9 protein-coding genes are annotated in these 13,296 nt (G+C 71.3%); 4 read left to right on the plus strand and 5 right to left on the minus strand.

Annotated elements, in window-relative coordinates; translation table 11 throughout:
• Positions 1–79: 79 nt before the first annotated feature.
• On the plus strand, positions 80–1,069 hold the full coding sequence (locus EYA84_RS05635) for a 4-hydroxy-3-methylbut-2-enyl diphosphate reductase (protein WP_131051942.1): 990 nt from the start codon (positions 80–82) through the stop codon (positions 1,067–1,069).
• 53 nt (positions 1,070–1,122) lie between these two features.
• Positions 1,123–1,578, plus strand: coding sequence for a hypothetical protein (locus EYA84_RS05640; RefSeq protein ID WP_131051943.1), 456 nt, complete (start codon positions 1,123–1,125; stop codon positions 1,576–1,578).
• A 222-nt stretch (positions 1,579–1,800) separates the two neighbouring features.
• On the opposite strand, the gene EYA84_RS05645 is transcribed toward EYA84_RS05640, so the two are convergent.
• Both EYA84_RS05645 and EYA84_RS05650 read right to left on the minus strand, forming a co-directional pair.
• Positions 1,801–5,067 (minus strand): S8 family serine peptidase, encoded by a 3,267-nt coding sequence (locus EYA84_RS05645; protein WP_131051944.1) that lies wholly within the window; start codon positions 5,065–5,067, stop codon positions 1,801–1,803.
• A 161-nt stretch (positions 5,068–5,228) separates the two neighbouring features.
• A complete protein-coding gene (locus EYA84_RS05650) occupies positions 5,229–6,401 on the minus strand; it encodes a DNA recombination protein RmuC (protein WP_131051945.1) in 1,173 nt (390 codons plus the stop codon).
• A gap of 109 nt (positions 6,402–6,510) precedes the next feature.
• On the opposite strand from EYA84_RS05650, the gene EYA84_RS05655 reads away from it, so the two are divergent.
• Positions 6,511–7,284 (plus strand): hypothetical protein, encoded by a 774-nt coding sequence (locus EYA84_RS05655; protein WP_131051946.1) that lies wholly within the window; start codon positions 6,511–6,513, stop codon positions 7,282–7,284.
• Positions 7,285–7,419: 135 nt separating this feature from the next.
• Here the strand turns inward: EYA84_RS05655 and ppc are convergent, their stop codons facing one another.
• The gene (ppc, locus tag EYA84_RS05660; RefSeq protein ID WP_131051947.1) at positions 7,420–10,206 is read right to left on the minus strand and encodes a phosphoenolpyruvate carboxylase; all 2,787 of its coding nucleotides are present in this window, start codon (positions 10,204–10,206) and stop codon (positions 7,420–7,422) included.
• Positions 10,207–10,457: 251 nt separating this feature from the next.
• Between ppc and EYA84_RS05665 the strand changes: the two genes are divergently transcribed.
• Positions 10,458–11,498, plus strand: a complete 1,041-nt coding sequence (locus EYA84_RS05665) for a S66 peptidase family protein (RefSeq protein WP_131051948.1) — start codon at positions 10,458–10,460, stop codon at positions 11,496–11,498.
• A 46-nt stretch (positions 11,499–11,544) separates the two neighbouring features.
• Here EYA84_RS05665 and EYA84_RS05670 read toward each other — a convergent pair whose 3' ends face one another.
• Positions 11,545–12,270, minus strand: coding sequence for a hypothetical protein (locus EYA84_RS05670; RefSeq protein WP_131051949.1), 726 nt, complete (start codon positions 12,268–12,270; stop codon positions 11,545–11,547).
• A 12-nt stretch (positions 12,271–12,282) separates the two neighbouring features.
• Positions 12,283–13,194, minus strand: a complete 912-nt coding sequence (locus EYA84_RS05675) for a cyclase family protein (RefSeq protein WP_131051950.1) — start codon at positions 13,192–13,194, stop codon at positions 12,283–12,285.
• Positions 13,195–13,296: the final 102 nt, after the last annotated feature.

The following is a 13,296-nucleotide window of genomic DNA, read 5'->3' on the forward strand; positions in this document are numbered from 1 at the left end:
ATGAGCGCTAGTCTCGTGGGCTCGGCGATGGGTATAAGAGACAGGTGCCGGGGGCGCGGGCGGCACGTACGATGGGGGCGTGACTGAGGGCGAGAGGACTTCCGGGACCGGTAAGCGCGTGCTGCTCGCGAAGCCCCGTGGATACTGCGCGGGCGTCGACCGGGCGGTGCAGACCGTCGAGGAGGCGCTCAAGCTCTACGGTGCCCCGATCTACGTCCGCAAGGAGATCGTGCACAACAAGCACGTGGTGCGGACGCTGGAGGCCCAGGGCGCGATCTTCGTCGAGGAGAACGAGGAGGTCCCCGAGGGGTCCACCGTCATCTTCTCCGCGCACGGCGTGGCGCCCGAGGTCTACGAGCAGGCGAAGGAGCGGTCGCTCAAGGCGATCGACGCGACCTGCCCGCTGGTGACCAAGGTGCACCACGAGGCCAAGCGGTTCGCCGCCGAGGACTACGACATCCTGCTCATCGGCCACGAGGGTCACGAGGAGGTGATCGGCACCTCCGGCGAGGCCCCCGACCACATCCAGTTGGTGGACGGCCCCGAGGACGCCGACCGCGTCACCGTGCGCGACCCGAGCAAGGTCGTCTGGCTGTCGCAGACCACGCTCTCGGTCGACGAGACCCTGGAGACCGTGGCCCGGCTCAAGAAGCGGCTGCCACTGCTCCAGTCCCCGCCCAGCGACGACATCTGCTACGCCACCAGCAACCGGCAGCACGTGGTCAAGGAGATCGCGGCCGAGTGCGACGTGGTGCTCGTGGTGGGGTCGCGCAACTCCTCCAACTCCGTGCGGCTGGTCGAGGTGGCCCTGGACGCCGGTGCCCGCGCCGGACACCTGGTCGACTTCGCCCACGAGATCGACGACGCCTGGCTGACCGACGCCCGGACGGTGGGCCTCACCTCCGGCGCGAGCGTGCCGGAGGAACTGGTGCAGCAGGTGCTCGCGCACCTCGCCGAGCGCGGCTTCGCCGACGTCGAGGAGGTGGTGACCGCCAACGAGCGCCTCACCTTCTCGCTGCCGCAGGAACTCAAGCGCGACATGAAGGCCGCTGCGGCGGCCCAGAGCTGATCCGTCGGCACGCGCCGATGGAACGGTTGACCTTCCGGACACGTCAGACCGGCATGAGGACCCTTCGGATCGCCGCCACCGCGCTGATCGTCTGCACGGCGCTCGTCGCCTGCGGCGGTCAGGACGCCGGGACCGGCCCCACCACCGCCCCGACCCCGACGGGAGCGTCACCCGTGACCGAGCTGCCGACCCCGGATCCGACCGGCCCCGTGCCCCCGCCCTCCGACCCGGTGGACCCGACCGCCCCGGTCAGCCCGCCGCCGGCCGGCAAGACCCGGGGCGTGCCGACCTCGCCGCCGGTCACCGGTGAGATGACGCTCACCGGTCGGGTCGAGGCCGGCGTGGAGCCCGGCTGTCTGCTGCTCGACGGCTACCTGCTGTTGGGCGGGCCACGTGACGTACTCACCTCCGGTGCCTCGGTGACGGTGACCGGTCGGCCCAACCCGAGCCTGATGACGACGTGCCAGCAGGGCACCCCCTTCCAGGTCGCCACCGCCAAGCGCGCCTGACCCACCCCACCCGCGCTGCGGTACGCGCCCCCGGGCGCGCACCGCAGCGCCCTGTCGATCATGGACTTGTGGCAGCGGCAGAGGGCGCGTATCACCCCCAACTGCGTGCCATAAGTCCATGATCGGCGGGCGTGTCCGGCGGTGGTGGAGAGGACAGCGGAAAGGCGGAAGCCCGCCTCCGGGTGGACCGGAGACGGGCTTCCTGGTGGTGCGGTGGTGGTGTCAGTTCACTGCGCCGACGGAGACCGCGCCGCGGCCGACGACTGCGCCTTCGGTGGTCACCACGGTCAGCTCACCGTAGAGCGCCCGACCCGCGGACGGGGTGGACTGGGCGGTCACCGAACCCGAGAGGTTGCCGGTGGCGCCGTTGGCCAGGGTGAGCGTGCCACCCGAGGCCGTCAGGGTGCCGAGCGACGGGGACGAGAACGAGTCCCGGTAGTCGTACTGGGTGCTGCCACCCGCACCGTCCACCGCGTACGCGTCCACGACGACCCGGTAGGTGCCCGCGACCGGGTTGGTCAGGGTCACCGCCTCCTCCGAGTCACCGTCGGCCTGCTGCCCGACCAGGGTGGTGCCCCGGTAGATGAACAGGTCGAGGTCGGCGCTTGCGTTGGACGGGTTGCCGATGCGGGCGGTGAAGCTGGTGGCGCCCGCCGGCACCTCGACGGTGAACTCCTGCTTGGCCAGCTCGACGATGGTCGGCCGCTCGGTGTGCACGCTGGACAGCGGGCCACCCTGGCCGGTCACCGAGACCGGGCCGAAGGTGTTCTTCAGCGACCAGGTCACCGGGGTCGGGACACCGGCGGTGACCGCCGGCAGCTCGACCACGGCCGGCTCGACCGCGACGCCCTGCACCCGTGCCTGGAGCTGGTACGGGTTGTTCAGGGCCGGCGAGGTCCGCCGCGACTCCACCTCGATCTCCCAGACACCCGGCAGTGGGTTCTGGTAGTCACGCTCGAACGCGTTGCAGACGACCGTGCTGGCGAAGTTGGTGTAGCAGGCCAGGCTGGAGGTGCTCTCCACCGGGACGCCGTACGGGTTGAAGGCGATGAAGCGGGTCTGCGACCCGGTGGCGATGCCGGAGAGGTTCACCTGCAACGCCCCGGCACCCGGCGGCACCGTCACGAAGTACGACGTGGTGCTGTTGCGCTCCACGGTGCCCCGCGCCGAGTAGGCGAAGGCGGGCTTGCTGACGTCGTTCGAGGCCACCACGACGGCGGAGAACTCGAAGTCGATCGTGTTGGTGCGCGGGTCGTCGACCGTGACGATCGTGCCGTGGGCACCGGCGGTCTTCGGCTTCGCGGTGACCGTGATGGTCACGGTCTTGTTCAGCGGCAGCGTGACGTTCTTCGGCGCCGAGAAGGTGCCGTTGTTGCCGCGCAGGCCGACGTTGTGCTTCACGTTGCCGGTCGGGCCGCTGGTCCGGGTCAGCTTGACCTGGTACGACTTCGACTGGTTGACCTTGTGTCCGCCGTTGGCGGCGTCACACCGGTTGTAGACGCCGGTGCCGCTGTTCGGCGTGGCGAGCTGGCCGGAGAGGACGGTGCAGACCGGAGCCTCGGCGGTGTAGTCGTTCGGCTCGCTGCTCTTGCGCAGCAGCTTCCAGGCACCCGGCACGTCGAACATGCCGTAGCCCTGACCGAAGGTGGCGGTGTTCGCGATCGGCTTGGCCGAGCTGTAGATCGCCCGGCGCAGCGCGGCCGGGGTCACGCCCTGGTCAGTGGCCTTGGCGGCCGAGAGCAGCAGCGCGGCACCACCGGCGGCCTGCGGGGAGGCCATCGACGTACCGTTGGACATGCCGTAACCCGACGGGAGCGGGTAGCCGGCCTCGGCGACCGGGTTGCCGGCCTGCCAGACCGGGGTGGTGGAGATGGCAGAGCCCGGAGCGGCGATGTTCGGCTTGGCGCCACCGTCCTCACGCGGGCCGCGCGAGGAGAAGTTGAACAGGGCGTTCTTCTGCTTGACCACCGAGCCGTAGTTGGCCAGCCAGGTGTCCTTGCTGATGCTGGCCGCGACGCTGACCACGTTGGTGGACGCGGACGGGTCGCCGATGGTGTTCACACCCGGGCCGGAGTTGCCGGCCGAGATGAACATCTGCACACCGTAGGTGGTGATCAGGTTGTTGTAGAGGACGGCGCGGGCGTTGTTGCCGTCGTTGAGCGCCGGCAGGCCGCCGATCGACATGTTGATGACGTCGACGCCCCGGTTGATCACCAGGTCGGCCATGCCGGTGGTGAGCGCCGCGTACGTGCAGCCGCCGCCCCAGGAGCAGGCGCGCGAGGAGACGACCTTGGCGCCGGGGGCGGCGCCGTTGAACGCCTTGTTGCCCAGCATGCCGTACGCGGCGGTGATGCCGGCGACGTGCGTGCCGTGCGAGCCCTCGACGATGCCGATGTTGACGTAGTCGACCAGGCCGGGGCCGCCGAGCGGGGTGGTGTCGACGTTCTTGCGGTACTCGACCACGAACGACATCCGCTCGGTGATCGGAGTCGCCGGGTTGTCGGTGCCGAAGTGGTTGACGTCGAACTTCTCCTTGTAGGGCCGCATCAGGGCCTCGTCGGTGAAGTCGCCGTCCTGGTCGGTGTCCACCCAGATGTTGTTGGTCACCGGGTCGAAGAGCACGCCGAACTGGTCGGTGGTGTCCCCGTCGCGGTTGACGTCACCGCCCGGCTCGCTGTTGGCGGTGATGTTCTCGCTGAACAGGTTGAACCGGTAGGTGCCGGCCGGCGCGGTCCAGGTGCGGCCCGCGACGGTGAACGTGGGCCCGGTGACCTGCGTGATCATCGGCCGCCAGGTGGGGTCCTCGAACGGGTCGGTGGCGGTGACCCAGTCGACGATCTTGCGCTCGCCGGTGGTGGTCTTCTGCAGCGCCGGGTGGTCCAGGTCCACACCGGAGTCCATCACGCCGATGGTGACGCCGCGCCCGTCCCACTTGGGGTTCTGCTTGACGAACTTGGCCGCACCGATCTCGCCGGTCGGCATGTAGGGGTTGTCGGCGGGCGTCTTGGCACCGGGGCCGCTGAGCGTGGAGCCCTGCTTCTCGGCCTTCTTCGCGCCCGGGACGACCTCCGGCTTCGGGTCGGGGAGCTGGATCTTCTCGTCCAGGTCCACGGCGGCGACGCCGGGCAGGGTGGCGGCCGTGACCGCCTTGCCGGTCGGGACCTTCGCCAGCACGTAGCCGATGGTGTCGTAGCGCTCGGTGACGGCGGCACCGAGGTCCTTGAGGTCGTCCGCGACGTCCTTCGCCTTGCCCTTCTCGGTGGCGACGATCATCGTGACGGTGGGGGCCTTCTTCGCCTCCGCCTCGGAGAGCAGCTTGGCGTCGTGCTCGCCGAGCGCCTCGGCGGGGGTGGCCTGCGCGGCGTCGGGTCCGGCAGGAGCGGCGCTCGCGGTGGCGGTACCGCTGACCACGGTCACGGCGCCCGCCGCCATGACCGAGGCGAAGAGCGCGGCGGAGGTACGCCGGCTCAGGATTCGGGGTTTACTCACGTTCTCTTTCCTCCAGAGAACAGGGCGCCCTCAGATGCAGGGCACGCGTGAGGCGAATCCTTCGTGGTGTCGACCATCGATGTCACTACCGGCAGGTACGTTGTGACCATCTCGTGATACGCGAGACGCGCAATGTCACATCGAAGGTGGTAAGGGTCTGATTAGTCCGGCCGAATTCGACCATCCGTTGTGGAAAGACCATCGACTAGTTCCGGTGCCTGCGGCTGGCGAGGGGCGATCTCGACCTGGTTCGGCACCGCCAACTCCTGGTCGGAAACGCCCAGTTCGGCGAGCTTACGCGCGCTGACCAGCACCCGCGCCTCCAACGAACCCACCGCCCGGTTGTACGCGGTCACCGCACCGCCCAGCGACGCGCCGAGCTTGCCGACGTGGTCGCCGAGCGTCGACAACCGTCCGTACAGCTCCCGGGCCAGCGTGTGGACCGCCAGGGCGTTCCGGGCGAGCTGCTCCTGCCGCCACGACCACGCCACCGTACGCAGCAACGCGACCAGGGTGGCCGGCGTGGCCAACACGACGTTGCGGGTGAACGCGTGCTCCAGCAGCGTGGGGTCACGCTGCAACGCCACGTCCAGGAACGGGTCGGCCGGCACGAAGAGGACCACGAACTCCGGGGTGGACTCGAAGGCCGTCCAGTACGACTTGGCGGCCAGCGCGTCCACGTGCCCCCGCAGGTGCTTGGCGTGCAGGTCGAGGTGCGTGTCCCGCCCCCGCTCGTCGCGCGCCTCCATCGCGGTCAGGTACGCGTCGAACGGCGCCTTCGCGTCCACCACCACACTGCGCCCCCCGTGCAGCCGGACCACCAGGTCGGGGCGGACCGTCTGCTGGTCGGTGGCGGCGGTGACCTGCTCGGAGAAGTCACAGTGCTCCAGCATCCCGGCGGCTTCCACGATCCGCCGCAACTGGTGCTCGCCCCACCGGCCGCGTACCTGGGGAGCGCGCAGCGCCGCCACCAACTGCTTGGTCTCGGTACGCAGCTCACCCGAGACCGTGCTCATCGACCGCACCTGTTCGCGCAGCTCCGCGTACGCGTCGACGCGGTCCCGCTCCAACTCGGCCACCCGCTGCTCGTAGCGGCGCAACGTGTCGTGCAGCGGCGCCACCGCCCGGGCCACCGCCTCCTGGGACTGGGCCGTCGCCTCGTAGCTCAACGCCCGCATCGACTGCTCCAGCCGCCCCTCGCCCTCACGGGTGGCGCGCAGGGTGGCGTCCAGCCGGGCGATCTCGGTCGCCGCGCGGGCCCGCGCGGCGAACCAGCCCACCGCACCGCCGGCACCGAGACAGACGACGACGACCGCCAGAGTCGAGAGCTCCATTCCGACGAGCTTGCCAAAGATGAGCGCTTCGCGCCTCGATCGGCACCGCGTGCCGCGTCCGACCTCGTCAGGAGGTGGGCCGCTGGCAGATGGTGGGTACGTTGGAGTGGTGGAACTTCTGCTGGTCGTACTCCTTGTCGCAGGTCTCGTCGGTGCGTTCGTCTGGTGGCAGCGGGAGCGCGCCGCGCGTGAGGCCCGGAAACTCGCCGATGTCCAAGCCGACGCCCGACGCTGGTACGAACGCCTCGGTGGGCAGGTGATGACGCTCAGCGGTGACGATCCGGCGGTGCGTCAGGCGCTGGCCGACGCCGCCGAGCGGTACCACGCGGCCGGGTCGCAGATGGAGCAGGCCAGGAGCATCACGCAGTTCACGTTGGCCCGGGAGACCGCGGTGGAGGGGCTGACCTACATCCGGGCGGCCCGGACGGCACTCGGCATCGACCCCGGGCCACCCCTGCCACCGCTGGCCGCCGCGAGTGGTGCCGGCGAACTGACCGTGCCGCGCCAGGTCCAGGTGCAGGGCCAGACGTTCAAGGCCGGTCCGCAGCCGGGCCGGGACACGCCGTACTACTACCCGGGCGGGCGGATGCAGGGCCGACCGGTGCCGTCCGGCTGGTACTCCACTCCCTGGTGGAAGACGGCGCTGGGGGCCGGAGTCGGCGTACTCGGCGGCATGCTGATCGCCGACGCCCTCTTCTCGCCCTCGTTCGGCGACCCCGGCTACGACGCCGGTGCGGCGGCGGGCCTGGACGACCAGGGCGGCGACTTCGGCGGCGACGCGGGCGACCTGGGCGGTGGTGACTACGGGGGCGGCGACTACGGCGGTGGCGACTTCGGTGGCGGCGACTTCGGCGGTGGTGATTTCGGCGGCGGCGACTTCTGACGTCGCGTTCTGACGTCGCGGCAGCGCCCGCAGATGTGTCGCGGCAGCGCCCGCAGATGTTAGGAAGGGTCCCCTCCTATACGCCAGGCGTTAGGAGGGGACCCTTCCTTGCAGTGCTTCCGAACCTCGCCGCGGTCAGCCGGTGTTGCGCATCCCGGCGGCGATGCCGTTCACGGTGGTGAGCAGCGCGCGCTCCAGAGCCGTACCGTCGCTCGGGGCCCGTCGGCCGCCCGGTGCGGTGGCCACCGCCCGACCGGCGGCACCGGAGTCGCGGTACTGCCGCAGCAACGCCACCTGGAGGTGGTGCAGCGGCTCCAGGTAGGTGTCGCGTACCGCCAGGGTGCGTTGCAGCACGGGGGAGTTCTCCAGCAGGTCCGGCGAGTCGGTGACCGCCAGCACCTCCCGCCGGGTCAACTCGTACTCCTCCTCGATCTTGGTGAAGATCGGGTGCAGCTTCTTCGGCACGAGGGTCTCCACGTACCGGCGGGCGATGTCGAGGTCGGTCTTGGTCAGCATCATCTCCACGTTCGACAGGAACGTGCGGAAGAAGTGCCAGTTGCGGTTCATCTCGGAGAGCACGTCGGCCAACCCGGCCTCGCGGGCGGCGGCCAGACCGGACCCCACCCCGAACCAGCCGGGCACGATCTGCCGCGTCTGGGTCCAGCCGAACACCCACGGGATGGCTCGCAGCCCGCCCAGGCCGGCACCGGTGTTCGGTCGCTTCGCCGGCCGGGAGCCGATGTTCAAGGCGCCGAGCAGCTCCGTCGGGGTGGACGCCCAGAAGTACGCCGGCAGGTCCGGGTCCTCCACCAGCGACCGGTACGACCGGAACGCCGACTCGGACACCACGTCCATCGCCGCGTCCCAGCGCTCCAGCATCTCGGCGGGCTGCCGGGGCGCGGTGTGCAGCAGCGTCGCCTGGAGCGCGGCGGCCACGGTCAGCTCCAGGTTCTCCCGGGCCAGCGCGGGCAGCGTGTACTTGTCGGAGATGACCTCGCCCTGCTCGGTCACCTTGATCGCGCCGTCGAGCGTGCCGTACGGCTGGGCCAGGATCGCGTCGTGCGTCGGTCCGCCGCCGCGCCCCACCGTGCCGCCCCGGCCGTGGAACAGCCGCAGGTGCACCCCGTGTCGGGCGGCCACGTCCCGCAGCGCCCGCTGTGCCCGGTGGATGGACCACTGGCTGGTGGTGATGCCGGCCTCCTTGTTGGAGTCGGAGTAGCCCAGCATCACCTCCTGCACGTCGCCCCGGGCGGCCACCAGCGTCCGGTACGCGGGCAGCGACAGCAGCTCGTCGAGGAGTTCGCCCCCGGAGTTCAGCTCGGCCGGGGTCTCCAGCAGCGGTACGAACCCGACCCGCGCCCGACCGCTGTGCACGTCGACCAGGCCGGCCTCGCGGGCGAGCACCACCGCGGCGAGCACGTCGTCCACGCCGAGGGTCATCGAGATGATGTACGACTCGATCACCTCGCCGCCGAACCGGTCCTGCGCCTCGCGGATGGCGCTGAACACGTCGAACGTCTTGCGCGCCGCCTCGGTCAACGGGGTGTCGGCGGTGGAGAGCGGCCGACGACCGGTCAACTCGTCGGCGAGCAGCTTGGTGCGCTCCAGCCTGGTCAACGCCGGGTAGTCCTCGACCTCGCCGACCGCCCGGTAGAGCTGGATCAGCACCTCGTGGTGCTTCTCGGCGTGCTCCCGGACGTCCATGGTCGCCAGGTGCAGGCCGAACGCGGAGACGGTCCGGATGGTCGAGGCGAGCCGGCCGACGGCGGTGAGCTGCCCGGAGTTGCGGGCCAGTGAGGCGCGCAGCAGATCCAGGTCGGCGATCAGCTCGGCGGAACCCCGGTAGTCGCGCCCCGGCACGTGCGGAGTGCCCTGACGCAACCGGGCCCGCGTGTTGGCCAGCTTGGCGCGGACGCAGCGGGCCTTGAGACGGTACGGCTCCTCGGCGTTGACCCGGCGGAACCGGGGCGCCACCTCGGGCAGCGCGTCCAGGTCGGCGGCGAGGCTGGCGGAGAGGTCCAGCGACACGTTGCGCAGCCGGCGGGAGACGGAGACCTCGTTGATCAGCTCATCCATCGCCGCCTCGGTGGCGGTCAGCCCGTGCTCGTGCTGGATGGCCAGCACCTCACGGGTCACCGTCGGGGTGACGAAGGGGTTGCCGTCGCGGTCGCCGCCGATCCAGGTGCCGAAGGTCAGCGGACGGGCGGTCGGCGAGGTCTCCACACCGAGGGTGCGCAGCGTCTCGGCGAGGTCGTCGAGCACCTGCGGGGCCGCCTCGGCGTACAGGTCGCGCAGGTAGTAGATGGCGTTGCGCGCCTCGTCGGTCGGGTCCGGCCGGTCCAGCCGCAGCTCGTCGGTCTGCCACATCAGGTCGAGCAGCTCGGCCAGCCGGCGGTTGGCCGGGCCCTCGTCACTGGCCCCGTAGAGGATCGCGTTGGCCGTCTCGGTGTCCAGCTCGTCGGCGATGGCGCGGAGCTTGGACAGGATCGAGCGGCGGGCCGCCTCGGTCGGGTGGGCGGTGAAGACCGGGCGTACCGCCAGCCGGCGGGCCACCGACGCGATCTCCTCGGCCGGTACCCCGCGCTCGGCGATCATCTTGGCCGCCTGGTCCAGCCAGCCACCCTGCACGGCGCGCCGACGCCGCAGGTCCCGGGCCCGGTGCACCTGCTCGGTGATGTTGGCCAGGTGGAAGTAGGTGGAGAAGGCGCGGGCCAGTTTGGTGCCGGTGGTCACGTCGAGCCCACCCAACCGCCGGGCGGCGGCAGGGGCGTCGGTGCGTACCTGGGCGCGGATCTCCTCGACGAGGTCGAGCAGGGGGCGGCCCTCCTGGCGGGCCAGGGTCTGCCCGAGCAGGGTGCCCAGCCGGCGGATGTCGGCGCGTAGGGCGGCGTCGGGCCCGTCGTGATCGTGCTGGTCGGTCACCGTGCGCTCCTTACGTGAGTACGAAGGACAGCGCTGTCCGACTTCCCCGATCGTATCCGCGCGCACCCGGTTGTAAGGAGGGGCCCCTTGTTATCGCCTTTTGTATAGGAGGGGTCCCCTCCTTTCACCCGGGCGCCGGGGTGAGGGACGTCCGCGCTGGTGGGGGGCCGATGCGGCGGGCGGATCCGAGGTCGAGCCCGCCCACTCGCGGTGATCAAGGCCACGCCGCCGAGGGGCGGTACCGTCGGCCCATGCCGTCGTTGCGCTACCCACCGAAGCCCCGCCCGGGGGACCGGGTCGCGGTCGTCTCGCCCTCCGCCGGACTGCCGGGCCTCTTCCCGCACGTGTACGAGTTGGGCCTGCGCCGACTGCGCGAGGAGTTCGGGCTGGAGCCGGTGGAGTACCCGACCACCCGCGTCATGGGTGCCGACCCGCGGGACCGGGCCCGCGACCTGACCGAGGCGTTCGCCGACCCGACGATCACCGCCGTGCTGGCCACCATCGGCGGCGACGACCAGATCACCGTCACCCCGCACCTCGACGACGACGTGCTTCGCGCCAACCCGAAGCCCTACTTCGGCTACTCCGACAACACCAACCTGCTCCACCACCTGCACCGCTTGGGGATCGTCGGCTACCACGGCGGGTCGGTGCTGGTGCACCTCGGCCGCCCCGGCGCGCTGCACCCGATGACCGCCGACTCGCTGCGCGCGGCGCTGTTCGGCTCCGACTGGTACGACCTGTCGGCGGCGCCGGAGTGGGGCGACGAACCGGCCGACTGGAACGACCCGGGCTGCCTGGCGGCGGAGCCGGTGATGTTCGCCGGTGCGGGCTGGCGCTGGCAGGGACCGGCCACGACGGTGACCGGCCACACCTGGGGCGGCAACCTTGAGGTGCTGCACTGGCTGCTCGCCGCCGACCGGGTCGCCCCGGCGGAGTCGTTGCGGGGGTCGGTCTTCCTGATCGAGACCTCGGAGGAGTTGCCGCCCGCCGTCGAGGTCTACCGCATGTTGCGCAACCTCGGCGAGCGCGGCCTGCTCGCCGGCTTTCCCGCCGCACTGGTCGGCCGCGCCAAGGCGTGGAACTTCGACCGCCGGCTCACCCCCGACGAGAAGGCCGGCTACGCCCGGGAGCAGCGCGCCGCCGTGACCCGGGCGTTCGCCGAGTACGCCCCCGACGCGGTGCTGGTCTTCGACGTCGACCTCGGTCACACCGATCCGCAGTTGATCGTCCCTTACGGCGGGGAGGTGCGGGTCGACGCGGTCGACCGCCGCATCTCGGTCCGCTACTGACGGCCCGTGTCCCGGGGCGGCGGCCGGACCACCACCCCGGGGGCGCTCAGGTGAGCTGGCAGCGGCCGGCGCTGTAGTGGGCGACGGCCGCCAGGATCTCCGCCTCGGGCTTGTCCGCGAAGTTGAGGGTGGCGACCAGGCCGGAGCCGTACAGGACGTTCAACGGCGCGCTGTCGAACGCCGTGTAGCCGCCCAGGTTCGGCATCGTCGCCGGATTGTGCGGCTTGACCACCAGCATCTTCTCCAGGCTCCACCGGCGGCGGGAGATCTGCGCGACGGCCTCCCACGGCAGCCAGATCGCCTGACCACGGGTGGGCCGGCTGCGGATCCAGAGGCCCTCGTGGCTCAGTGCGAGCACCGGCCCGCCGGAGCCGATCAGCCAGAGCTGGAGGCCGACCGGCAGGGCGACCAGGAGGAGCAGACAGCCCAGCGCGATCGCCAGGCCGAGTCCGGCGCTGCCGCGTTCCGCCGAGTTCATGGAGCCGAGAACGAGGAAGCCGGCACAGCAGGCGAGCGGGCCGAGGGCGGCCAGCAGGACGCCGCCGATGACCAGACCGCGCTTGACGAGGTTGGGGCGTACGACGAAGGGCTGGTCCTCGGGGATGCGCTTGACCACGGGGGTCGGGTGCGGACCCGACGGCCAACCGCCGTGCGAAGACTGGGCGGGTTGACCGCCGTACGGCGGCTGGGCGGGTTGACCGCCGTACGGCGGCTGGGCGGGTTGACCGCCGTACGGCGGCTGGGGCGGGTGTCCGGGCGGCGGGTAGGTCACGGTTCTCCGGTCTCAGTCGATACGGGCGTAGGCGCGGACGGGGAAGGTACCCATACCGGCGACCTTCGGCGGGGCGGCGGTGAATCGGAAGCCGTCGGGCGGAAGCTGGTCCAGTCCGGTCAGATGCTCCACGATCGGGACACCGGCGGCCAGCAGGATGCTGTGCGCGGGACGCGTACCGCCCGCCGCCGGGCTCATGTCGTCGATGTTGATCGAGTCGATGCCGACCAGGGCGACACCGGCGTCGACAAGCGCCCGGGCGCCGTCGCCGGTCAGGTGGGGTGCCTCCGGTGCGCCGTACCGGGCGGTGCCGAAGTGCGCGTCCCAGCCGGTGTGCAGCAGCACTGCCTTCCCGGCGACGTCGTACGGCGCCAGCAGCAGGCGGTCCACCGCACGGGTGCCGACGGGCAGGCGCACCACGAGCGCGGGCAGCTCGGCCAGGCGGTCCAGTCCGACGCCGGCCAGGTCGCTGCCGTCGGCGTAGCGGTGCGCGGGGGTGTCCAGGTACGTCCCGGTGTTGGCGATCATGTCGATCCGCCCGACCTGGAACTCGGTGCCCGGGGCGTAGGCGCTCCGGGAGTCCTCCCGGGTCAGCCACTCGGTGATCCGGGGCGTCGGCCAGCCGGGCAGGGTGGTCATCCCGTCGGTGACGACATGACTCAGCTCGACGAACCGGTGGCCGGTGCCCGGGGCGGTGGCCGTGACGCCGCGACCGCCCTTGTGCGGCTCCTCGACGATCGTCGTGCCGGTGATGCGGACCTCGGCCACCATCAGCAGCCCGAGGTGCCGGACGAAGAGCGCCGCCAGGTCCTCGTCGGTGATGCTCCGGCCGGGGATGTCCAGCCGGAAGCCCTCGGTGCGCAGACCGCCGCCGTTGGCGAAGGTGACGTCCGCGTCGAACTGTGCGCGAAACTCCCCGTTCATGCCGGGCAGCCGACCACAGCGCCCGGCAGTCGTCAAGATCCTGCTGGTGGCCCCGACCGTACGCGCGGACCGGCAGGCCGCAGGCGTGCCGGAGCCCGGACG

Origin of the sequence: Verrucosispora sp. SN26_14.1, from assembly GCF_004307965.1 — a bacterium.
GTDB lineage: Bacteria > Actinomycetota > Actinomycetes > Mycobacteriales > Micromonosporaceae > Micromonospora.